We start from the raw sequence: 21,333 nt of genomic DNA on the forward strand, positions 1-21,333 counted from the left end.
GATGGCGAACGCAGCGCAGCCGGTCCTGGGTGGACCGGAGTTCCTCCGCCTGCTCGCCCGTCTCAGCGACGGCGCGATGCCGGCCAGCAGTCCCGCCCTGACCGATCGCCTCGGCCAGTGGGTGGACTGGAGCCGTGCCGTGGCCCTGTCCGGCGCGTTGGGCGGACGCCTGCCCGAGCCCGGCGAAGCTGCCGAGGGGGCCGAGGATGTACTGGCCGACTGCGCCCAGGCCCATGCCAGCCTGCTGGCCTCGATCCGCGAGGACGCCGAGGCCGAGCGCCTGCTGGACCTGGCCGAGGCCGCTGCCGCACCCAACTTCGCTTCGCTGCGTCAGCGCTACCGGGTGCTGCAGCAGGCCATCCAGACCGCCACCGGGCGCCTGCGCGGCCGCCTGCGCGACCAGCTGGTACAGGTCTCGCCGGAGCTGGCGCGACTGGCCGAGGTTGATGCGGTGATGGAACAGACACTCACCCCGCGCGAGCACAGCCTGCTGGCCACCGCGCCGGCGGTGCTCGGCGCCCGTTTTGAACGCGTGCATGGCCAGCCCGGCTGGCGCGCGGCCTTCCGCCATGACATGCGCACGCTGCTGCTCGCCGAGCTGCAGCTGCGCTTCCACCCGATCGAAGGGCTGCAAGACGCCCTGCGCTCCCACTGACCGGAACACCATGTCCAGAACTGCTCTCCATGTCGTTGTTTTCCTTGTCGGCCTGCTGGCCGTGTGCTGGATCGGCATTGGCTACGTTTCGGTGCATCCGCTGGGTGCAGCGGTGGCGGCGATCATTGCGGCCTGCTACATCGCCGGCGGCGTGGAGCTGTACCGCTACCGCCAGGCCAGCAACGGCCTGCGCGCCGCACTGAATGACCTGTCCAGCGCGAAGGAAAGCCTCGCCCCATGGCTGGAGCGCGTGCCGGTAGGCCTGCGCAACGCCGTGCGCCTGCGCGTGGAAGGCGAGCGCACCGCCCTGCCCGCACCGGTGCTGACCCCGTACCTGGTCGGCCTGCTGGTGCTGCTGGGCATGCTCGGTACCCTGCTGGGCATGATGGACACGCTGCGTGGCACCGGCCTGGCCCTGCAGAGCGCGACCGACATGGCCGCGATCCGCGGCTCGCTGGCCTCGCCGGTGCAGGGCCTGGCGGTGGCCTTCGGTACCTCGATCGCCGGTGTGGCCAGCTCGGCCATGCTCGGCCTGCTGGCGGCGCTGCTGCGTCGTGACCGTCTGCTGGCCGTGCAGCAGCTGGACCGCGCCATTTCCAGCGACCTGCATCCGTACTCGCAGGCCTGGCAGCGTGCCGAATCGCTGCGCCTGCTGCAGGCGCAGTCCGCAGCGCTGCCGGCGCTGGTCGACCGCCTGCAGGCGATGACCAGCACCTTTGAACAGCACAGTGCCGCCGCCAATGAGCGCCTGCTGGCTGGCCAGGCCGAGTTCCTGACCCAGAGCCAAGCGCTGCAGGAACGCCTGGCCCTGTCGCTGCAGCAGTCGCTGCGCGAAGGTGCTGAAGCCAGCGCCGCGGCCATCGGTGGCGCGCTGCAGCCGATGGCCGAGACCACCCTGGCTGGCCTGGCCCATCACGGCGAAGCACTGCATGCCCGCGTCGAGCAGGCCGTGCAGCAGCAGCTGGCCGGCCTGAGCGACGGTTTCGAACGCAGCCGGGTCGCCACCGAAGCCAGCTGGGCCAAGGTGGTGAGTGAACAGACCCAGGCGCAGCAGGCGCTGGTGAGTGATCTGCGCCAGCACCTGCAGGCCTTCAGCGATGGCCAGGGCACGCATGCCGAAGCGTTGATCGCGCGCCTCGGCGAGCGCCTGCAGGCCGATGCACAGAGCAATGCAGACGCCTTGCGTGCCGCCGCCGAGCAGCAGCAGGCCCTCAACAGCGCGCTGGTCGAGCGCCAGCAGCAGGCGTTGATCGCCGCCAGCGAACATCTGGATGCGCGTGCGCAGGCGCTGCTGCAGGCACTGGAACAGCAGCACAGCGCCAACCAGTCACTGCTGCAGGATCATGAAGCGCAGCGCTCGCAGCAGTGGCAGGCCGCGCAGGCCGCCGCCGCGACTGCGCACGCCGAACTGCAGGCCAGCCTGGACAGCCGCGAGCAGCAGCGCCAAGCGCGCTGGGACGCGGTCAGCGCCGAGTTGCAGCAGGCCCACGCCGCCCTGCAGGCGCAACTGCAGGCTGGCGACGAACAGCGCCTGCAGCGCTGGAGTGATGCCCTGCAGCACGTTTCCACCGAGCTGGCCGAGCGCCTGCAGGCCAATGGCGAACGCCTGGCTGCGCAGCAGCAACAGGTCTGCGACACGCTGGCGGCGACCGCGCAGCAGATCGGCGAGAACGGTCGCGCGCAGGCCAGCGCCACGCTGGCCGAAGTGTCCACCCTGCTGCAGACCGCGGCAGCGGCACCGAAAGCTGCTGCCGACGTCATCAACGAGCTGCGCAGCACGCTCTCTGAAAGCCTGGTGCGTGACAACGCGATGCTGGAAGAGCGCGGTCGCCTGCTGGCCACCGTGCAGACCCTGCTGGATGCAATCAACCACGCATCGCACGAACAGCGCACCGCGGTGGACGCACTGGTTGGCGGTTCGGCCGAGCTGCTGGAGCGTGTTGGCAACCGCTTTACCGACCATATCGCGGCCGAGACCGGCAAGCTGGATGGCATTGCGGCAGCACTCACCGGCAGCGCGGGTGACGTCGGCCAGCTGGCCGGCGCCTTCGGTGAAGCGGTCGCGCAGTTCGGCAGTGCCGCCACCGCGCTTTCCGGCCGCCTGGAACAGATCGGTGGCGCACTGGATGCCTCGCTGGCCCGTAGCGATGAGCAGCTGGCTTATTACGTGGCGCAGGCGCGCGAGGTGGTCGACCTCAGCCTGCTGTCGCAGAAGCAGGTGATGGAAGAACTGCAGCAGCTGGCCACGCGCCGCGGCAAGGCCGGTAGCGCATGAGCGACGAGCTGGAGGTCGATGGCGGCTCGCACGCACCGATCTGGGCCGCCTTCGGCGACCTGATGTCGGTGCTGCTGGGTGCGTTCGTGCTGATCCTGGTGGGTGTGGTCGCGGTGCAGCTGGAGCTGTCGCAGCGGCTGGACCAGGAAATGAAGCAGCGCCAGGCCGAAGCCAAGCGCCTGCAGACCCTGGAACAGGCGCTGGCCGGCCCACTGGCCGCCGGTCGCGTGACCCTGGTCGATGGCCGCATCGGCATCAGCGGCAGCGTGCTGTTCGCACTGAACTCGGACCAGCTGCAGCCGGAGGGCCAGGAGCTGCTGCGCAGCCTGGCCGCACCGCTGGCCGCCTATCTGGGCAGCCGCGAAGAGATCCTGATGGTCAGCGGCTTTACCGATGATGCGCCGGTGCGCGAAGGCAACCGCCGCTTCGCCGACAACTGGGAGCTGTCCGCGCAGCGGTCGCTGACCGTGACCCGCACCCTGATCGCCGATGGCGTACCGGCTGACGCCGTGTTCGCCGCCGCGTTCGGCAGCGAGCAGCCGGTCAGTTCCAACGCCAATGAGGAAGGCCGCGCGCGCAATCGCCGTGTGGAAATCGCGCCGATCCCCAAGCCCAAGGCGGCGGATGGCAAGTAAGCCGCCCGCGCTGGAAGGCCTGCGCGCATTGGTGCGTGACCTTGATGCGGGGTCGCGCTCGCTGCCGCATTACCCACAGGTGCCGATGCTGCAGCAGGTGCAGCGCGAATGGTCGGAGCTGCGCAGCGAACTTCAGGTGCGCCGCTCGCTGCGCGCCGAGGCCCCGGCTGACGGCGGCCCGCTGAACTCAGCGGTGCTGGTGCAGCGCATGCTCGACATGATGCAGGCCGCCAGCCCCGGCTACCTGCGCCACTTCATCGACTATGTGGACACATTGTCCTGGCTACAGGCGCTGCAGGATGGCGCCGCCAGCGGCGGTGATACCGCAAGGCCGAAACGGACACGAAAGCCGCGCTGACCGTTGAATGGTAGTGCCGGCCGCTGGCCGGCAGCTACGCACCTCCGCGCGGGTCATGTCGTTGCCGGCCAGCGGCCGGCACTACCATCGCGGGTGCTCTGTGCGCAGTAACGGAATCTGCGCTGCGCTTCGGTTCCGCTGTGGTAGTGCCGGCCGCTGGCCGGCATCACATCCAGGCCGACCACGCCCAAAGCGCGCGCAAGCGCCGCTGAACAGCGAATGGCCGCGCTGAACACTGAATGGCAGCGCCGGCCGCTGGCCGGCAGCTACGCATCTCCTCGCGGGTTCCTGCGGTTGCCGGCCAGCGGCCGGCACTACCCTTACGGATGCTCTGTGCACCGGAACGGGATCTGCGCTGTGGTAGTGTCGGCCGCTGGCCGGCATCACTCCCAGGCCGACCACGCATACGGATACTCGCCAATCTGCCCAGCAAGACCGGCGCGCACCGGATTCCCCAGGATGTACAGGGCCTGCCGCGCCAGCGACTCTTCGGTCCTTACTGCATGATCGAAGTAGCCGGGCTGCCACACCGTACCTCGACGGCCCGCCAGGCGATTCAGGGCAAGTGCGCTCGACGATTTCATCCGGCGCGCGACGTCTGGAAGGTGAACTGCACGCAGCTCGAGCATCCAGTGGACGTGATCCGGCATGACAACCCATGCGTGTGACCATACGAGCCCGCGCTGTTCGATGTAATGGAACTGGTCGATTACACAGGCTGCTGCAGCCTCGCTGTCGAGGCATCGGCGGCGCTGGTGGGTCGTGGTTGTCAGGACATAGGCCTGGCCGATGATCGAGTGACGGCCCAGGCGGAGGCGATGGCTGCTCATGCGCCATGGTGGGTCGATCATTGGGCGTTGGCTGTCAGGCCAAGCCTCGATGGGGGTTGGGAGATGTCTGAAGTTGAATGAGGTTGCCGGCCAGCGGCCGGCACTACCGGGGCCATGGGTTGCCGGCCAGCGGCCGGCACTACCAGACCTCAGCCGCGCAGGGTGGCGCCGCCGTCCACGTACAGGTCGCTCATCGCTACGTGCCCGGCCTGCTCGGAGAGCAGGAACATCGCCGAGTGCGCGATGTCTTCCGGGGTGGCCAGCTTGCGCAGTGGGATGCCGGCCTTGTAGGTCTCAAGGTTGCCGGCGATCACCCGTTCGGCGCCGTGCTCGTCCTGCCACATGCCGGTCTGCATCGGGGTCAGCGTGGACCCCGGGGCGACGATGTTGCAGCGGATGCCCAACGGCGCCAGCTCCAGCCCGAGGCAGCGTGTGAACATCGTGGCGGCGGCCTTGGATGCCGCATAGGCGGCCATGCCATGCCTTGGCACACCGGCCGCATTCGAGCTGACGGTAACCATCGCGCCCTGCCCGCGCGGCGACATCACCCGCGCCAGGGCACGCCCGACATGGAACACCCCGTCGGTGTTCACCGCGAACACCCGGCGCCAGTCGTCATCGCCGGTCTCGGTCACGCCGCCCACATGCAGCACACCGGCTACGCTGGCGGCCAGCATGATCGGCCCGATGCTGGACTCGACCTGATCCACCAGGCCGTCCACGGCGGCACTGTCGGTCACATCGAGCGCAAAGGTGTGCACACGCACATCTGCCGTAACAGGCGCCTCGCGATCGGTCGCCACTACGGTGCAACCGGCCTCGGCCAGCAACCGCACCAGTGTCTCGCCGATGCCACCGGCGGCGCCGGTCACCAACGCCACGCGGCCTTTGAAACCGGTCAACTGCATGTTGCGATCTCCTGTTGTTCGTCCCATTGGCGCAAGCGTGCCGACAACCACGGCGCCAGCTGCGCCACTGCATCGCGTCCGGTCAGCTCTGCGTGCAGGAATGGCAGTTCCAACGACTGCACCCTTCGCGCGTGTGCCCGCCACAACGCCGACCGCAACTGTGGCCGCGCCTGGTGATCTCGACCGGCACGCACATGCACCAGCGTGCCATCGAACGGCCGGTGGATATGTTCACGGATCAGTCGATTGGTGCCGGTCACGGCGCGCACCACGCCATCCAGCACGACATCCGGCAGGCTACCCAGCGCACTGCCGCCACGACGCAGGAACGCGAGAATGCGTTCCCGGCTGTCCAGTTCCGGATGCGCATCCGGGTCATGACCGGCAATCGCCAGCAGTGCCCGCAATGCGGCGATGGCATCGGGCTCCGGCTCGGCCCGCCAGCACTCGCTGGGATAGGCGTCCAGCAGTACAAGTTCGCCGACCTCGCGCCCGATCTCATGCAGTCGCACCGCCATCGCCTGGGCGAGGATGCCACCCACCGACCAGCCCAGCAGATGCACCGCCCCCGTCGGCTGCAATGCGACCACACGCTGTACGTAGTCGTTGGCCATCGCCTCGATACTGCTCGGCAGCGGCTGCCGCGCGTCCAGTGCCGGCGACTGCAGGCCATATACCGGGCGTGCCGGCTGCAGTGCCCGGGCCAGGGCGCGGTAGTTCCAGGCGATGCCGCCGGCCGGGTGCAGCACGAACAGCGGCGTAGGCCCGGCCGGTTCGGTCGCGGCCAGCGCAATCACCGGCCCCAGTGCGTGATCGGCCAGCGCGGGCGGCTCGGCAATGCGAACCGCCAGCGCAGCCACGGTGGGCTGGGCAAACAAGGCCCCCAGACCGAGATCGCAGCGCCAGCGCTGTTCGATCGCCAGCAGCAGGTGCACCGCCGACAGTGAGTCACCGCCGAGACTGAAGAAATCCGCATCCACCGCCACCGGCGCATCTCGCCCGAGTGCCTGGGCAAACAGCGAAGCCAGCTCCTGTTCCAACGGCGTGCGCGGCGCCAGCCCGGCGATCTCCTGCCGCGGTGGTACGGGCAGCGCGTTGCGATCCAACTTGCCGTTGGCGGTCACCGGCCAGTGATCCACGCCAACGAAGGCGGACGGCACCATGTAATCCGGCACGCGTGTGGCCAGATGACTACGCAGCATGCTGGCGTCGGCCAGTGCCGACGGCACATAGGCTACCAGCCGGGCATCGCCGGGTGCGTCGTGGCGCAGGAGCACTTCCACCCGCTCCATGCCCGGCAGTTCGCGCAAAGCCGCCTCGATCTCGCCCAACTCGATGCGCAGGCCGCGCAGTTTCACCTGATGGTCGCTGCGGCCCAGGTACTCCACCGCGCCATCGCTGCGCCAGCGCGCTATGTCGCCGGTGCGGTAGATGCGCTCGCCCGCCAGGAAAGGATCGGCAAGGAAGCGTTCGGCAGTCAGGTCCTCGCGACCGAGATAGCCACGCGCCAGCTGCACACCGCCCAGATAAAGGTCACCGGCCACACCGACCGGCACCGGCTGCATCCGCGCGTCCAGCACGTAAAGGCGGGTATTCCAGACCGGGAAGCCGATCGGCACCGGCCGCGATCGATCCTGCGCCGACGCCGGCCAGTAGCTGACGTCCACCGCGGCTTCGGTCGGGCCGTACAGGTTGTGCAGCTCGGCGTGCATGCGCGCGTGGAAGCGGTCGCGCAACGCGGCGTCCAGCGCCTCGCCACTGGTGAATACCCGTCGCAGCTGCAGGCCTTCGGAGGCCGGTGCAGCGAGGAAGGCATCGAGCATCGACGGCACGAAATGCGCCGTGGTGATGCCATGCCCGCGGATCAGCCGCGCCAGTTCGGTGGGGTCGCGATGCGCATCGGGCCCGGCAACCACCAGCGTGGCTCCGCACAGCAACGGCAGGAAGAACTCCCAGACCGAGACATCGAAGGTGGCCGGGGTTTTCTGCAGCACGCGGTCATCGGCGCGGATGCCGTAGTGCTCGCGCATCCACAGCAGGCGGTTGACGATGGCACGGTGTTCGACGACCACGCCCTTCGGTTCCCCGGTCGAACCGGAGGTATAGATCACATAGGCCGCATCGCTGGGCGCCGGATCGGCCCACGGCGCGGCGAAGCTCAGCGCGGTCCACTGCTCCGGCGCGAGCACCGGTACGCCGGCCATGCGCGCCGAAACCTCCGCCGCAGCCAGAACGCACACCGGCTGCGCCGAGGCGAAGATCCGCGCCAGCCGCTCGTCGGGATGGGCAAGGTCCAGCGGCAGGTAGGCCGCGCCTGCGCGCAGCACGGCCACCAGCGCGATCACCAGCGCCAGCGAGCGCGGCAATGCCACCGCCACCACGCTGCCCGGGCCGACACCCATCGCCCGCAGCTGTGCCGCCAGCGCGAAACTGCGCGCTTCCAGCGTTGCGTAATCCATGGCAGCATCGCCGAACACCAGCGCAGGCGCGTGCGGGTCCCGATCCATGCCCTGCTGCAGCAATTCAACCAGGGTGGTCTCAGGAAGCGCGTGCGCGGTGGCGTTGAAACCCTGCAGCACCTCTTGCGCCTCCATGGGCGTGGCCAAGGGTACGGCTTCGATATCGTCAGCCTGCAGCGCCGCCGACACGAAATTCAGCAGCCGCGCCGCGTGCGCCTCGACATCCTCGCGACTGTACAGCGCGGGATTGGCCTCGATCTCCAGATCCAGCAGGTGCTGGCCATCGCCACGGAAACCCAGCGCCAGGTCATCCACCGGCCCGGTGCACAGCACCTCCAGCGCCGCCTGCACGCCGGGCAGGGCCGGCGGCCTGTAGAACGGCTGCACATTCACCAGCGGGCCGTGCAGGCGCTGCTGCGTGCCGACCAGGCCCAGGTCCCGGCGCAGCTGCTCGCCCCGGTAGCGGCCGTGCCTGCGGCCTTGACTGAGCTGGCGACCCAGGCCCCGGGCAAAGGCCTCGACGCTGCCCTCGCCGGCCGCCACGCGCAGCGGCAACACATTCATCACCATCGCCGGCACCCGCGCCGACGCGTTGCCCAACCGCCCCATGTAGGGCACGCCCAGCACCACTTCATCGGCGCCACTCATCCGCCGCAGGTACTCGGCCGCCAGTGCGACCAGCACATCCGGCCAAGGCTGCAGCCAACGCACCGAAGCCTGCAGCAACAGCTCACGGAATGCCGCATCGAGCGGCTGCACCCAGCGCAGCGCGTCGTCACTGGCCGCGAGCGTGCCGGCCAGGCCTGCGCCTGCCGGTGCGCCCTGCATGTGCTCACGCCACCACTGCCCGGCCTGCACGCGGCGCGGATCGGCACGGTAGGCGGCATCATCGGCCAGCACAGCGGACAGTCCTGGCAGTGGCTCACCCTTGCGGCCGGCGTACAACGCGCACACGCGATCGGTGAACAGCGCCATGCCGTAGCCATCGGCAGCCAGATGATGCACCCGCAGGTACCAGACCCAGCGCTGCCCACCCAGTTCAAGCAGCACCTGCTGGCTGATCCGGTCGCGGGTGGGATCGACCGGGCTCAGCCGGTCGGCGTGCATCAGGCTGCGTGCCGCAGCGGCGGGATCCGCCTCGGCGGACACATCGCGTACGGAAAGCAGCGGTACGTGTACCGGGTCATGCCACTGTAGTGGCTGGCCATCGGCACCTTCGGCAAAGCGCAATGCGAAAGCCTCGGCCTCGCGCGCAGCCCGGTCTGCCGCTGCGACGAACGCGGCCACGTCCAGCGGGCCGTCGATCCATACCGCGTGCGCGGTATTGAATGACGGATTGTCCGGTGCCAGCCGCTGTGCAAACCACAGCCCCGCCTGGGCCTCGGTCAACGCCACCGGCGTGGCCAGCGCTGCGGCGTTCATGCGTTCTGCGCGGCCTGCAGTTGCTGCACCACACCCCACCACTGGCGCAGCGTGGTGTGCTCGGCCAACTGCGAGAACTCCAGCGGAAGGCCATTGTTGCCCCAGGCCAGGACCAGGCCGAGCATGCGCATCGAGTCCAGGTCCAGGTCGATCAGGTTGTCGTCGTCACCGATCTCGGCCGGCGTGCACTCCAGGACACGCGCCACGTCGGCACGCATCCGCTCCAGATCCAGCGCCTCACCCATGGCAGCCATCACAGCACCTCCAGCAGCTGATCGGTGGTCATCGGCACACCACAGGTGCGCGCGATCCAGTGCAGCGCCTGATCGTGATCGGCACGCGAGAAGTCGGCCACCGCATCAGCGGCGATGAAGGCCTCGATATCACGCTGGAAGGCATCGACCACGGTCGCGGTACAGCCGATATGGGCGTACACGCCGGTCACCAGCAGCTGATCACGCCCACGTACCCGCATCAGCGTCTCCAGGTTGCTGCGCTGGAAGGCGCTATAGCGATGCTTGACCAGCACATGCTCGCCCGGCTGCGGCGCCAGCGCCTCGATGATCGGCTCATGATCGGCGCTGCGACGCATGCCCGGTCCCCACAGGTCGGCCTGAAGGCCGCGGTCGCGACGGTCCTGGTCACCGTGCTGGGCGGTGTAGAACACCGGAATGCCCTGCGCGCGGCAGTGCGCCAGCAGGCGCACGATGTTGTCCACCGCCGGCCGCAAGGGCGTGCTGCCGGCGTCGAATGCCGCCAGGAAGTAGCGTTGCATGTCGTGCACCAGCAAAGCCACACGATCGCGCTGCGGGCGCCACGGGCCACGCGCCTGCGGCAGTTCGGCGGCGGTCGGCAAGGGATAGTCGGTGATACGGGGCAGCGCCATCAGCGCGTTCCTCCTGTCTGTTGCAGATGACGCGCACGCAGCTGCGCGCGCAATTCGCGGCGGCTGATCTTGCCGACCGCCGTGGTATTGAAACTGTCGACGAACACGATCTGGTCGGGCACCTTGAACGCCGCCAGGCCGCGCCCGCGCATCCAGGCCTTCAGTGCCGGCGCCTTGAACGGTTCGCCCTGCGGGATCACAAAGGCGCAGCTGCGCTCGCCCAGGTACTCGTCGGGAATCGAGACCACGGCCGCATCGAACACGCCCGGATGTGCCAGCAGGTGGTCCTCTATCTCTTCAGCAGAGATCTTCTCGCCCGCCCGGTTGATGTGGTCACCCGCACGCCCCTGCACCACCAGGTAGCCTCCGGGCAGCTGCTGCACACGGTCACCGGTACGGTAGAAGCCGTCATCGGTGAACGAGCGCGCATTGGCCACCGCATCGTTGTGGTAGCCACGGATGGTGTACGGGCCACGGGTGAGCAGATGCCCCACCTCGCCTTCGGCCACCGGCTGGTCATGGTCATCGACCACGCGCACTTCGTCGTCCGGACTGATCGGCCGACCCTGGCAAGCCACGATCAGGTCCTCCGGATCATCCAGCCGCGTGTAGTTGACCAGGCCTTCGGCCATGCCAAACACCTGCTGCAGCGTGCAGCCAAGGCCGTCGATCACTCGCCGTGCGGCTTCCGGCACCAGTTTGGCACCGCCCACCTGCAGCACCTGCAGGCTCGACACGTCATACTTGCTGGTGGCGGCGGCCTGCGCCCACAGCAGCGCCAGCGGCGGCACCAGGCCGCAGCAGGTCACCCGCTCCCGTGCGATCAGCGGGAATGCGGCGTCCGGCCCGGGGCCGGGGCTGAGCACCACGCGGGCACCGGCATACAACGCGCCGAAGAAGCCGGGCGAGCTCATCGGGAAATTGTGCGCGGCCGGCAGCGCGACCAGGTAGACGCTGTCGCGGTCGATGCCGCAGATTTCATTGCTGGCACGGAACGAATAGATGTAGTCGTCATGCGTGCGTGGAATCAGCTTGGACAGCCCGGTGCTCCCACCGGAAATCTGCAGGAACGCCACAGACTGCGGGTCCGGATCGGCCGGCAACCGGCTGCGATCGCCCTGCAGTGCCTCCACCCCAATGAACTCCGCCGCATCGCCGTCGATCACTACATGGCGAACCGCCGGCACGTCGGCCTGCAGCGCCCGCGCCAGTCCGCGATGGTCGAAGCCATCATGCAGCCCGGTGGTGATGTAGGCACTGGCTTCGGCCTTGTTGGCGAAGTGCACCAGCTCGGTGATGCGGTGTGCCGGCAACGCGTACACCGGCACCAGTCCGGCGCGGAACAGGCCACAGACCGTTGTGACGAAGCCTGCCGTGTTGCCCAGCTGCACCAGCACCCGCTCCCCTGGCTGCAGGCCGAGCGTCAGCAGGCCGGCACCGATCCGCCCGGCCTCGTGCCACAGCTGCGCATAGCTCAGGCGCACGTCGCCGGCGACCACCGCAATGTCATCGGCATAGCGTTCTGCACGTTCGCGCAGGAACCCCGGGAAGGTCTCGCCACGCCAATGCCCAGCCTCGCGATAGCGCGCCATCAGGTCATCCGGCCACACCTGCTGCAGTGGCAGGCGGGAAGCGTCAGTGGAGGTAGTCATGCGGCAGGCTCGATCGCAGGCGCGGATTCATGGACACCCAGCGCATTCAGCAGGGCGGCGAACTTCGCAGCGGTCTCGGCCACCTCGGCCTCGGGCTGCGAGTCGGCAACGATGCCGGCGCCGGCGAACAGGCGCAGCTGCATTCCCTGCAGGCGTGCGCAGCGGATTGCCACATACCAGTCGCCGTCACCCTGCGCGTCCAACCAGCCCACGGCGCCGGCATAGAAGCCGCGCGGCACCGGTTCCAGCTCGCGGATGCGCTGCAGCGCCGCCAACCGCGGCGTACCGCAGACCGCCGGCGTAGGGTGCAGTTGCGCCAGCAGCTCGGCGGCCGACGTGTGCGGATCCTTCAGCGTGGCATGGATGCGTGTGCCCAGATGCCACATGCTGGCGGTGGCATGCAGCGCCGGGCGCGGCTGTGCATCGATGTGGCTGCAATACGGCGCCAGACCCTCGACGATCGCCTCGACCACATGACGGTGCTCGTCATGGTCCTTGGTCGAGGCCAGCAGGTTCTGCGCGGCGCGCTCGTCCTCGGCAGCATCGGCGCAGCGCCGCGCAGACCCCGCCAGCGGGTGCGACAACAGCTCAGCACCACGCTTGCGCAGCAGCAATTCCGGGGTCGCGCCCACCAGCCACGCTGGCGCCTGACCCACTTCCACCGGCAGCGGAACCGCATAAGTCGCCACCGAAGGATCCGCGCCCAGCCGTGCCAGCAGCACGTCCGGAGACAGCACCCGGTGGGTGCGTGCCACCAGGCTGCGCGCCAGCACCACCTTCTGAAGGTCCAGTTCGGGCGCGCGCAGTGCCTGCACCGCCGCAGCCACCGACGCCGCGTACGCCTGCGCCGAAGGCTCGGCCTGCAGGGCACCCTCCAGCGCTGGCGCGGCCTGTGGCTGTAGTGCCAGCGCTGGCAGCAGGCGCTCGGGCTGGTACAACGCGTCGTCGGCACCGGGTTCGAATGGGACTGCGCCAACCAGCAGGCCCGGGCCGCCGCGCTGCTGGGCAAAGAACACCGAAACGCGTTCCGCCAACGTCGCCAGCGCACCGGCCGGCAGCGTGGCGCGGCAACCGCGTGCGTGCACGTGCTGACCAGCGTGCTGCAGCAGGAACAGCGTCGCGTCGTCGCTGCTCTCCTGCGGCGCTGGCGCAGCCTCCGGCCACGCGCCCTGCATCAGGGAATCGTTCATGGGGTCTCCTTCATCCGATGCACTGCGGCCAGCGCGCACAGCAACAGCAGCAACGCGCCGACCAGGAGGTATGGCAGGCTGGGCCCGCCGCGATACACCAGCGTGCCGAGCATCGGCCCGGCCACCATGCCCAGTCCCTGCGCGGCAGCGACAGTACCGGCGGCGGCGCCCTGCTCGTGCGCCTCCACCGCGTCGGCGGCCAATGCCTGGAACGAAGGGAATACGAAGCCCATGCCGAATGCAGCCAGTGCGTAGGCCGCAGGCAGTTGCCAGGCCTGCTGCACGCCCGCCACCGAAGCAAAGCCGATGCCTGAGATCACGGCGCCGAGGGCGATCCAGCGGCGCGGATGAACCTCCAGCTTCATCACCAGCGCCTGCGCCAGGATCAGGCCAACGCCGACCGCCGTCAGCGCGATGCCGGCCATGCGCGCACCGGCCGCCGCATCCAGGCCCAGGCGATCAATCGCGAAGAAGCCAACCGTGACCTGCGCGATGGTCACGGAAACCATGGCGATGAACGCCGCCAGCTGCGGCAGGCGCAGGCGCGGGTCGAGGCGGCTTATCGGCGCACGGCGCTGGGCGGAAACGCCCATTACAGGCGCTGTGGCCGGCAGTCGCCAGGCCAGCAGCGCCAACGCCAGCAGTGGCAACAGTGCGGCCACGTACAGCGCCAGCGACAGGTTCGTATAGGCCAGCCAACCCGCGGCAGCCGGGCCCAGCACCATGCCCAACGCGTTGGCGCTGCCCAGGCGGGCGAGGAACTTCGCACGCTGCCCGGTCGGTGCCTTGTCGGCGATCAGCGCAGCTGCGGTAGGAGGCACCGCTGCGTAGAACAGGCCGATCAGGCCGCGCGCAGCGACCAGCACCAGCACTGACACCAGCACCGGCGGCACCGCCTGCAGGGCCACGTCGATGAACACCGCCAGCGCGATGTAGACCACGGTGTAGGCACTCATCGCCAGCATCAGCACGCGCTTGCGGCCGATGCGGTCGCTGAGCTGGCCCCAGGGGCGCGCGGCCAGCATCCACAACACGCCTGCGGCGGTGACTGACAGCCCGGCATGCCACTCGGACAAACCGAGCATGCGGACCACCGGGCCGATCACGGCGACGAAGGACATCATCGCCATGGTGCCAATCAGGGCAGCCAACACCAGCGCCGGCAAGCCGGGAACGACGGGACGTGCGTGCATGAAACACCAGCCGTAACAGGAAAGGATTGGCCGGGCGCGCCTGCGCGCCCCACCCGGCACCGACCCTGCTCAGGGCCAGATGCCACCCTCAAATGATAACGGCTCGTATTTGCATTTGATACCCATTCTCTTGAATGGGCGCGCAACACTGGGTTCAGCGCATTGCACGCAGGCCGAGCAGGCCACGGCGCTTGAACCACCACTCCAGGGGCAGTGTCACCAGCGGCGGGATCGCTGCCAGCAGGGCCAGGGCACTGGCCCACCACGGCCAGCGCAGGCGCACCGCCGCGAGCAGCGTCACCGCCACATAGACGAGGAAAGCCACGCCGTGCAGCGGCCCGAACACCTTCACCAGGGCCACGTTGGCCATCGGGCCGTACTTCATCCACATGCCGATGAGCAGGCCGGCCCAGGTCACGGCCTCGATGAAAGCGACCGCAGCGAACAGGCGTCCGGTCGGGTGCATGGGGGAACGTTGGGTCACGTGGGGCTCCGGCATCGGGGTATCAAATGCGAATGATACGCAGATGCGCGCTGCATGTAGAGTCGAGCCGTGCTCGACTGCTTCTGTCTCGGCCACTGAAGGAAACACTCAGCAGTTCAGCGGGCGCAGCGGCGAGAGCGTGTCCACCAAGGTGGACACCTACCCGGGCATATCCGGCAGAACCTGCTCCCCGATCTCGCGCAGCACGTCATCCATCGTCCGCCCGTTATCGATCAGGTTGAACATCACATGCGCCACGCCCTGCGCATGCACGCGCAGCAGATACTCACGCAGCCCATCGCGGCCGACCTTCAGGCCCAGCGGCAGCGGCTCGGGCGGCGCCTGCGGATCTGCCTGCAGGTCCAGCAGCATCGACTGCACGAACGGCTTGCCTGGCCCGCCGCGCTGCGCCAGCGCCTGCTGCCACAGGCCGATGCGCCCTTCCTGCGCGGCCTCTTCGCGGTGATAGGTGGCCCAGCCTTCGGCCTCACGCGCTATCCACTGCAGGCTCTGCCGCGCGGTACCCACCACCAGCATCGGAATGCGGGTTGCCGGCGCTGGCAGCACGTCGAAGCCACCAGTGGCCTGCAATACGGCGGTGCGCTCATCGGCGGCCGGTGACAGCGCCGCCCGCAACAACGTCCAACGCTCACGGAAGGTCGCCGCCCTGCCCTCCAGATCCTCGCCGAATGCGGCGAACTCTTCCGGGCGGTCACCCGAACCCAGGCCCAGTACGAAGCGTCCGCCGCTGATCCGGTCCAGGCTCAACGCCGACTTCGCCACCTGCAGGGGCTGGCGCAATGGCAGCACGATGGCCGCGCTGCCGACCACGATGTGCCCCGTCGCGGCCGCCAGCATGCCCAGCCACAGGAACGGATCGTCCAGCGCACTTGCTGTCGCGTCCGGACCCTGCGGCACCATCAGCGGCACATCGCGCGCCCACAACGCGGCGAAACCAAGATCGTCGGCCAACCGCGCGATGCGCCGCGCCTGATGCGGATCGGCCAGCCCCTGCGACGCCACCGGCGTCATCAGGCCCAGGCTCAAGCCCTGCCCTGGAAACAACGCAGCGTACGCGGGATTGAAATCACTCATGCCTGCAGCTTAGCGTGCAGGCATGGGGCAGCGATGACGCGCAGCCCGCCACGGGAAGAACACTGCATGCCGACGATCCGCCCTGCCCGCGTCGATGACCTGCCCGCGATCAGCGCGGTGTGCCTGGCCGCGTTCACTGCGGCGGTGGCGCCCTCGCTCAGCGCAACCGGCATCGCCACGTTCGGCAATGTCGCCGCCGCCGATGCGTTCGGTGAACGCCTGCACGGCGACAACCATATCCTGGTGGCCGAGCAGGACGGCCGTATCATCGGCGTGGTCGAGCTGAAGGAAGGTCGCCACCTGGCGATGCTGTTCGTCGATCCCGGCTGCCAGGGACAGGGCATCGGCCATGCACTGTTCGAGGCGGTGCTGCCTCAGGTACGCGCGCCGGCCCTGACCGTACGCGCATCGCTCAACGCTGTGCCGACCTATCTGCGCTATGGCTTCGTGATTGACGGTGAGGCCGGCGAGTTCAACGGACTGGTCTACCAGCAGATGGTGCGGGCAGCCGCCTGAAGGCACGGGCCCCGGCCAATGCCCGGGGCGTCATGCCCCGGCGCATGTCCGTCATGAGCAAACTGAATCAGCGGGTTCCCTGCGCGTTCCTACAATGCCCTGTCACCCTGCCCTTCGAGATCCTGCCGATGCGCGTCGCGCTTTCCGTGTTGCTGCTGGCTTCGGCGCTGAGTGCCTGCGCCCCGGCCCCGGTTTCCACCGCCAACTCCGCCGAGGCACCTGCGCCGGCCAAGGGAATCGCGTGGCGCCAGGGTGACGTCGATGATGCCTTCGCCGAAGCCGCAGACAGCGGCAAGCCGGTGCTGCTGTACTGGGGCGCGGTCTGGTGCCCGCCGTGCAACCAGCTCAAGGCCGGCCTGTTCAAGGACCCGGCCTTCATCGCCTTGACCGGCAAGTTCGTGCCGGTCTATCTGGATGGCGACGAGGAAGGTGCGCAGGCCTGGGGCGAACGCTTCGGGGTGCGCGGCTACCCGACCCTGATCGTACTGGACCCACAGCGCAATGAACTTACCCGCGTGGCCGGTGGCAACGACGCCGCCGAACTGACCCGGGCGTTGACCGTTGCCGCCGGGCGCCGCAGTGCAATCGCTGCCACTCTGGCCACCGCCCTGGCCACGCCGGAGAAGTTGGCTGCAGAAGACTGGCAGGTACTGGGCGACTACGGCTGGGAAGTCGACGCCAACCGCCTGGCCGGCGAGCGCAGGAGTCAGGATGTACTGCGCCAGCTGTCCAAGGCGGCACCGGATGCCGCCCTGCAGCGCCGCTTCGCCCTGCTGGCCTTGGCCACCGCCGACACGCCCGCCAGCTCGCCTACCGAAGTACGCGAGCTGCTGCAGGCCGTGCTGGCGCAGCCGGCCGAAGTCCGCCGCAACCGTGAGTTGCTGGGCTATGCAGGCGCACAGCTGGTCACGCAGGCCAGTACTGGGCCGGCCACCCGCAACACGCTGGGCCAGCAGCTGCTGGTCGCGCTGGAACGCGCAGATGCCGAGCGCGGCGACCGCGCCGACGACGCATTGTCGCGCGCACTGACGGAAGTATCGCTGGCCCGCCAGCAGCAGCCGAAGGGCGCACTGCCCGCGCCGCTGGTTGATCGGGTCAAGCAGCGCGTGGCCGCGGCCGACGCCACCGCCACTGATGCGCATGCACGCCAGGCCACGATCAGCAGCGCGGTCTACGCACTGCGCCAGGTCGGTGACGACGCCGGTGCCGAGGCGTTGTTGCTGGCGGAGCTGAAGCGCAGCGAGCAGCCCTACTACTACATGCCCGAGCTGGCCGAACTGGCCGAGCAGCGCGGCGACACTGCCGGTGCGCTGGAGTGGTTGAAGCATGCCTACGACGGTGCGCAGGGCCCGGCCACCCGCGTGCAATGGGGCGTGCTGTACGTGGAAGGGTTGCTGAAGCTGGCGCCGAACGACGCGCCGCGCATCGAGCAGGCCACCGCCTCGCTGATCGCCGAACTGGAGGCGCAGCCGTCGGGTTACCACCAGCGCACCCGCCAGCGTTTCGAGCGCCTGGCCGGGCAGCTGAAGGCGTGGAGCGGGAAGCACCAGGGTGCCGAGACGCTGGCGCGATTGCAGCAGAGGATGCAGCAGGCGTGCGGTGAACAGGTGGATGGCGCGTGCAAGGACTGGTTGAGTTGAGTTGATGAAAACGCGGGCGGCTGGTTCGCCTGCCGGCGCCTTTGTTGATGCCGGTTGTGGCCGGGGGAGGGGCTGGCCGGGACACGCCGTAAACCCATCCTTGGGGGCTCGATGGCGCCATCCATGGCGCCAACGGTCCCGGCCAGCCCCTCCCCCCGCCACCGGACGGTTTCCTGCGAGCGCGGGCAGCACTTCAGCGCGCCGGTGAGGTTCGAAAAGCGGGTTCTGGTAGTGCCGGCCGCTGGCCGGCAACCCGACCTTGCCAGCATGCCGGCCAGCGGCCGGCACTACCATTCCGCTCGTGCTGTCCTGCAGGAAGAATCAGAGCGATGAACGCGCACGCACCTCAATCCCGCCCCTTGACCTCAACCAATGTTGAGGTGCGATAACGATCTCCCCACGGCCAGCCCCCTGGCCTTCCCACGGAGATTGCTTCGATGTCGTACTCGCTTCCCCCGCTCCCCTACGCCTACGACGCCCTTGAGCCGCATTTCGATGCGCGCACGATGGAGATCCACCACAGCAAGCACCACCAGACCTACGTCAACAATCTCAACGCCGCCATCGAGCAGGCCGGCATCGCCGAGCAGCCGGTCGAGGCGCTGATCGCCAACCTCGATGCCGTGCCCGAGGCCCAGCGTGGCGCGGTCCGCAACAACGGCGGCGGCCACGCCAACCACAGCCTGTTCTGGACCGTGCTCAGCACCACCGGTGGTGCACCCGATGACGAACTGGCCGCCGCCATCGACCGTGACCTCGGCGGTTTCGATGCTTTCAAGGAGGCCTTCACCAAGGCCGCGCAGACCCGCTTCGGCAGTGGCTGGGCCTGGCTGACCAGCGATCGCGATGGTCGCCTGCAGGTGGAAAGCAGCGCCAACCAGGACAGCCCGCTGATGGGTGCAGCCGTAGGCCTGTCCGGCCACACCCCGATCCTCGCACTGGATGTCTGGGAACACGCCTACTACCTGCACTACCAGAACCGCCGCCCGGACTACATCGGCGCCTTCTTCAACATCATCAACTGGGCCGAAGTCGGCCGGCGCTACCACCAGGCCCGGGCCTCATGAGCGGCGAGACTCTGCCCTACGCCGGGCCGTGGGCCGGGGTGTTCCCCGCCCCGGCCCCGGTGCCATCGGTCGAGATGCCGCCGCGTGCCCTGCGGCGGCTGCTCGGCCATTTCCCGACCGGCGTGGCCATCGTCTGCGCGCGCGATGCACAGGGCAAGCCGGTCGGCCTGACCATCAACTCGTTCGTGCCGGTCTCACTGCAGCCACCGTTGGTGCTGTGGAACCTGGCGTTGCACGCACAGAGCCTGTCCACCTTCCAGCGCGCCACGCGCTTTGCGCTCAGCGTGCTGGCGGCCGACCAGGAAGCGCTGGCCCGGCGCTTCGCCGATCCGCAGGTCCGCAACCGCTTCGACGGCCTGGCATTGCTGGATGACGATGAGGACGCCCCACCCCGCATCACCGGTGCGGTCGCCCATCTCACCTGTACCCGCCACGCGCAGTGGCCGGTGGGCGATCACCTGCTGCTGGCCGGTCGCATCATCGAAGTGCACGAGAACGGCGGCGCGCCGCTGCTGTTCCATCGCGGTCGGTTCCAGCCGGGTCCGGCCGAACTGCTGGTGGAGGTACGCGGATGAACATCGAAGCACTGGAATGCATGCTCGCCGCCGGCAAGGACGGCGCGCTGCTGCGCTTCGGCCTGGGCAAGGGCTGGCTGGATGCCGGCAACCCGGTACGCGCGGCAACCCACCTGGGCCGTTGCGTGGTGCTTGATCCGCAGTACTCGGCGGCCTGGAGGCTGCTGGGCAAAGCCTGGCTGGCCAGTGGCCAGCCACAGGCGGCCCGTGAGGCGTGGCAGCGCGGCTTGAGCGTGGCCGGCAGCAAGGGCGACCAGCAGGCACGCAGGGAAATGCAGGTGTTCCTGCGCCGCCTGGACCGCGAGCAGGCGGCCCTGGCGAAGGCGGGCTGAGTCGATCAGCCCGCGTTGGCCGATGCCGGTGCGGACATGATGTCCGGCATCGGCAGGCGGCGCGGCTTGCTCGGGAATGCGTGGCGCAGGATGCGCCAGACCACCTGGCCGAACTGGCGCGGCAGCGAGCCGTTGTTGTAGTGCTGGCCGTAGCGGCGGCAGATGTCCTTCACTTCCTTGGCGATGGCCGCATAGCGGTTGGCCGGCAGATCCGGGTAGAAATGGTGCTCGATCTGGTGGCTGAGGTTGCCCGACAGCACGTTGATCAGGAACCCACCGCTGATGTTGGACGAACCGCGCAGCTGGCGCAGGTACCAGTGGCCGCGCGACTCATTGCGCAGGCACTCCTTGGGGAAGGTTTCCGATTCGGCGGTGAAGTGCCCGCAGAAGATGATCACGTAGGTCCAGATGTTGCGCAGGCCGTTGGCGACCAGGTTGCCCAGCATCACGGTGAGGAAGAACGGACCCGCCAGCAGCGGGAAGAACACGTAGTCCTTCAGCACCTGGCGCAGCATCTTGCGCGCCACCGGGCGGGTCTGCAGCCACATCGCACGGGCACTCATGCGGCCCTTCAGCCAGCGGCCAAGGCGAAGGTCCTGCGCCGCCACACCCCACTGGAACAGCAGTGCGAAGATCGGCGCGATGATCGGCTGCAGCAGGTAGAACGGCTTCCAGCGCTGTTCGGGGAAGATGCGCAGCAGGCCATAGCCGATGTCATCGTCCATGCCACGCACATTGGTGTAGGTGTGGTGGCGGAAATTGTGGGTCTTGCGCCAGTTGTCGGCGGTGGCAACGATGTCCCACTCGTAGGTGTTGCCATTGAGCTTGGGATCACCGGTCCAGTCGAACTGGCCGTGCATCACGTTGTGGCCCAGCTCCATGTTCTCCAGGATCTTCGACAGCGCCAGCAGCAGCGTGCCGGTGATCGCGGCCGGCCACAGCAGCGGCATCCAGAACAGCGGCGAAAACGCTGCCAGGAACAGCAGGCCACGGCCACCCACGCCGAACCAGCGCACGGCGGCGGCCACGCGGCGGATGTAGCGGGTATCGGAGGCGCCGAGGCTGCCGATCACACGGTCGCGGATCGCGTCGAGTTCCTCGCCGAAGGCATGCATCTCGGCAGTACTCAGGGCACGGTCGGTGGCGCGGGTCATGGCAGGC

General features: G+C 68.7%; 20 protein-coding genes. 9 read left to right on the plus strand and 11 right to left on the minus strand.

Features of this window, described 5'->3' with window-relative positions:
• The first annotated feature begins 1 nt into the window (after position 1).
• Genes ACS0OT_RS11450 through ACS0OT_RS11465 form a run of 4 tightly spaced genes read left to right on the plus strand, consistent with a single transcriptional unit; the run spans position 2 to position 3,923 of the window.
• Positions 2-655, plus strand: a complete 654-nt coding sequence (locus ACS0OT_RS11450; RefSeq protein ID WP_005416902.1) for a DUF3348 family protein — start codon at positions 2-4, stop codon at positions 653-655.
• Positions 656-665: 10 nt separating this feature from the next.
• Positions 666-2,930, plus strand: coding sequence for a DUF802 domain-containing protein (locus ACS0OT_RS11455; RefSeq protein WP_139727220.1), 2,265 nt, complete (start codon positions 666-668; stop codon positions 2,928-2,930).
• A complete protein-coding gene (locus ACS0OT_RS11460; RefSeq protein ID WP_065179209.1) occupies positions 2,927-3,565 on the plus strand; it encodes an OmpA family protein in 639 nt (212 codons plus the stop codon). The genes ACS0OT_RS11455 and ACS0OT_RS11460 overlap by 4 nt, the downstream gene beginning before the upstream one ends.
• Positions 3,555-3,923 (plus strand): DUF2894 domain-containing protein, encoded by a 369-nt coding sequence (locus ACS0OT_RS11465; protein ID WP_329953565.1) that lies wholly within the window; start codon positions 3,555-3,557, stop codon positions 3,921-3,923. The genes ACS0OT_RS11460 and ACS0OT_RS11465 overlap by 11 nt, the downstream gene beginning before the upstream one ends.
• 383 nt (positions 3,924-4,306) lie before the next feature.
• Here the strand turns inward: ACS0OT_RS11465 and ACS0OT_RS11470 are convergent, their stop codons facing one another.
• The 10 genes from ACS0OT_RS11470 to ACS0OT_RS11515 all read right to left on the minus strand — a co-directional run bounded on the left by ACS0OT_RS11470 (position 4,307) and on the right by ACS0OT_RS11515 (position 16,042).
• On the minus strand, positions 4,307-4,753 hold the full coding sequence (locus tag ACS0OT_RS11470; RefSeq protein WP_329953740.1) for an REP-associated tyrosine transposase: 447 nt from the start codon (positions 4,751-4,753) through the stop codon (positions 4,307-4,309).
• 149 nt (positions 4,754-4,902) lie between these two features.
• Positions 4,903-5,661 (minus strand): 2,3-dihydro-2,3-dihydroxybenzoate dehydrogenase, encoded by a 759-nt coding sequence (locus tag ACS0OT_RS11475; RefSeq protein WP_065185709.1) that lies wholly within the window; start codon positions 5,659-5,661, stop codon positions 4,903-4,905.
• Positions 5,652-9,542, minus strand: a complete 3,891-nt coding sequence (locus ACS0OT_RS11480; RefSeq protein ID WP_164093416.1) for a non-ribosomal peptide synthetase — start codon at positions 9,540-9,542, stop codon at positions 5,652-5,654. Before ACS0OT_RS11480 ends, ACS0OT_RS11475 begins: the two co-directional genes overlap by 10 nt.
• On the minus strand, positions 9,539-9,796 hold the full coding sequence (locus ACS0OT_RS11485) for a phosphopantetheine-binding protein (protein ID WP_065179204.1): 258 nt from the start codon (positions 9,794-9,796) through the stop codon (positions 9,539-9,541). The genes ACS0OT_RS11480 and ACS0OT_RS11485 overlap by 4 nt, the downstream gene beginning before the upstream one ends.
• On the minus strand, positions 9,796-10,428 hold the full coding sequence (locus ACS0OT_RS11490) for an isochorismatase family protein (RefSeq protein WP_139727224.1): 633 nt from the start codon (positions 10,426-10,428) through the stop codon (positions 9,796-9,798). The genes ACS0OT_RS11485 and ACS0OT_RS11490 overlap by 1 nt, the downstream gene beginning before the upstream one ends.
• Positions 10,428-12,080, minus strand: a complete 1,653-nt coding sequence (locus ACS0OT_RS11495) for a (2,3-dihydroxybenzoyl)adenylate synthase (RefSeq protein ID WP_139727226.1) — start codon at positions 12,078-12,080, stop codon at positions 10,428-10,430. Before ACS0OT_RS11495 ends, ACS0OT_RS11490 begins: the two co-directional genes overlap by 1 nt.
• Complete coding sequence (locus tag ACS0OT_RS11500; RefSeq protein ID WP_442255823.1) at positions 12,077-13,270, minus strand: isochorismate synthase; 1,194 nt, start codon at positions 13,268-13,270, stop codon at positions 12,077-12,079. Before ACS0OT_RS11500 ends, ACS0OT_RS11495 begins: the two co-directional genes overlap by 4 nt.
• Complete coding sequence (locus ACS0OT_RS11505) at positions 13,267-14,463, minus strand: MFS transporter (RefSeq protein ID WP_139727229.1); 1,197 nt, start codon at positions 14,461-14,463, stop codon at positions 13,267-13,269. The genes ACS0OT_RS11500 and ACS0OT_RS11505 overlap by 4 nt, the downstream gene beginning before the upstream one ends.
• A gap of 154 nt (positions 14,464-14,617) precedes the next feature.
• Entirely contained in the window at positions 14,618-14,929 is a 312-nt protein-coding gene (locus tag ACS0OT_RS11510; RefSeq protein ID WP_005416915.1) for a DUF3817 domain-containing protein, read from the minus strand.
• A gap of 177 nt (positions 14,930-15,106) precedes the next feature.
• Positions 15,107-16,042, minus strand: a complete 936-nt coding sequence (locus tag ACS0OT_RS11515; RefSeq protein ID WP_139727231.1) for a TIGR03571 family LLM class oxidoreductase — start codon at positions 16,040-16,042, stop codon at positions 15,107-15,109.
• A gap of 66 nt (positions 16,043-16,108) precedes the next feature.
• On the opposite strand from ACS0OT_RS11515, the gene ACS0OT_RS11520 reads away from it, so the two are divergent.
• From ACS0OT_RS11520 to ACS0OT_RS11540, 5 genes are all read left to right on the plus strand, one after another.
• Entirely contained in the window at positions 16,109-16,558 is a 450-nt protein-coding gene (locus tag ACS0OT_RS11520; RefSeq protein ID WP_065185774.1) for a GNAT family N-acetyltransferase, read from the plus strand.
• A 128-nt stretch (positions 16,559-16,686) separates the two neighbouring features.
• The gene (locus tag ACS0OT_RS11525) at positions 16,687-18,198 is read left to right on the plus strand and encodes a thioredoxin family protein (protein WP_442256437.1); all 1,512 of its coding nucleotides are present in this window, start codon (positions 16,687-16,689) and stop codon (positions 18,196-18,198) included.
• 437 nt (positions 18,199-18,635) lie between these two features.
• Complete coding sequence (locus ACS0OT_RS11530) at positions 18,636-19,265, plus strand: superoxide dismutase (protein ID WP_065179196.1); 630 nt, start codon at positions 18,636-18,638, stop codon at positions 19,263-19,265.
• A complete protein-coding gene (locus ACS0OT_RS11535; RefSeq protein ID WP_139727235.1) occupies positions 19,262-19,840 on the plus strand; it encodes a flavin reductase family protein in 579 nt (192 codons plus the stop codon). The genes ACS0OT_RS11530 and ACS0OT_RS11535 overlap by 4 nt, the downstream gene beginning before the upstream one ends.
• Positions 19,837-20,172 (plus strand): tetratricopeptide repeat protein, encoded by a 336-nt coding sequence (locus ACS0OT_RS11540; protein WP_139727237.1) that lies wholly within the window; start codon positions 19,837-19,839, stop codon positions 20,170-20,172. Before ACS0OT_RS11535 ends, ACS0OT_RS11540 begins: the two co-directional genes overlap by 4 nt.
• A gap of 5 nt (positions 20,173-20,177) precedes the next feature.
• Here the strand turns inward: ACS0OT_RS11540 and ACS0OT_RS11545 are convergent, their stop codons facing one another.
• Entirely contained in the window at positions 20,178-21,326 is a 1,149-nt protein-coding gene (locus tag ACS0OT_RS11545; RefSeq protein WP_005416924.1) for a fatty acid desaturase family protein, read from the minus strand.
• Positions 21,327-21,333 lie beyond the last annotated feature (7 nt).

This window comes from Stenotrophomonas maltophilia group sp. RY12688 (assembly GCF_052149045.1).
Classification (GTDB): domain Bacteria; phylum Pseudomonadota; class Gammaproteobacteria; order Xanthomonadales; family Xanthomonadaceae; genus Stenotrophomonas; species Stenotrophomonas sepilia.

Bases quoted from the DNA above. Each gene is read 5' to 3' on its own strand.
- ACS0OT_RS11465 (WP_329953565.1), top strand. From the start codon at position 3,555: ATGGCAAGTAAGCCGCCCGCGCTGGAAGGCCTGCGCGCATTGGTGCGT.
- ACS0OT_RS11470 (WP_329953740.1), bottom strand. From the start codon at position 4,753: ATGAGCAGCCATCGCCTCCGCCTGGGCCGTCACTCGATCATCGGCCAG.
- ACS0OT_RS11515 (WP_139727231.1), bottom strand. From the start codon at position 16,042: ATGAGTGATTTCAATCCCGCGTACGCTGCGTTGTTTCCAGGGCAGGGC.
- ACS0OT_RS11530 (WP_065179196.1), top strand. From the start codon at position 18,636: ATGTCGTACTCGCTTCCCCCGCTCCCCTACGCCTACGACGCCCTTGAG.
- ACS0OT_RS11545 (WP_005416924.1), bottom strand. From the start codon at position 21,326: ATGACCCGCGCCACCGACCGTGCCCTGAGTACTGCCGAGATGCATGCC.
- ACS0OT_RS11525 (WP_442256437.1), top strand. From the start codon at position 16,687: ATGCGCGTCGCGCTTTCCGTGTTGCTGCTGGCTTCGGCGCTGAGTGCC.
- ACS0OT_RS11460 (WP_065179209.1), top strand. From the start codon at position 2,927: ATGAGCGACGAGCTGGAGGTCGATGGCGGCTCGCACGCACCGATCTGG.
- ACS0OT_RS11450 (WP_005416902.1), top strand. From the start codon at position 2: ATGGCGAACGCAGCGCAGCCGGTCCTGGGTGGACCGGAGTTCCTCCGC.
- ACS0OT_RS11455 (WP_139727220.1), top strand. From the start codon at position 666: ATGTCCAGAACTGCTCTCCATGTCGTTGTTTTCCTTGTCGGCCTGCTG.
- ACS0OT_RS11540 (WP_139727237.1), top strand. From the start codon at position 19,837: ATGAACATCGAAGCACTGGAATGCATGCTCGCCGCCGGCAAGGACGGC.
- ACS0OT_RS11535 (WP_139727235.1), top strand. From the start codon at position 19,262: ATGAGCGGCGAGACTCTGCCCTACGCCGGGCCGTGGGCCGGGGTGTTC.
- ACS0OT_RS11500 (WP_442255823.1), bottom strand. From the start codon at position 13,270: ATGAACGATTCCCTGATGCAGGGCGCGTGGCCGGAGGCTGCGCCAGCG.
- ACS0OT_RS11495 (WP_139727226.1), bottom strand. From the start codon at position 12,080: ATGACTACCTCCACTGACGCTTCCCGCCTGCCACTGCAGCAGGTGTGG.
- ACS0OT_RS11490 (WP_139727224.1), bottom strand. From the start codon at position 10,428: ATGGCGCTGCCCCGTATCACCGACTATCCCTTGCCGACCGCCGCCGAA.
- ACS0OT_RS11480 (WP_164093416.1), bottom strand. From the start codon at position 9,542: ATGAACGCCGCAGCGCTGGCCACGCCGGTGGCGTTGACCGAGGCCCAG.
- ACS0OT_RS11520 (WP_065185774.1), top strand. From the start codon at position 16,109: ATGCCGACGATCCGCCCTGCCCGCGTCGATGACCTGCCCGCGATCAGC.
- ACS0OT_RS11505 (WP_139727229.1), bottom strand. From the start codon at position 14,463: ATGCACGCACGTCCCGTCGTTCCCGGCTTGCCGGCGCTGGTGTTGGCT.
- ACS0OT_RS11485 (WP_065179204.1), bottom strand. From the start codon at position 9,796: ATGGCTGCCATGGGTGAGGCGCTGGATCTGGAGCGGATGCGTGCCGAC.
- ACS0OT_RS11475 (WP_065185709.1), bottom strand. From the start codon at position 5,661: ATGCAGTTGACCGGTTTCAAAGGCCGCGTGGCGTTGGTGACCGGCGCC.
- ACS0OT_RS11510 (WP_005416915.1), bottom strand. From the start codon at position 14,929: ATGCACCCGACCGGACGCCTGTTCGCTGCGGTCGCTTTCATCGAGGCC.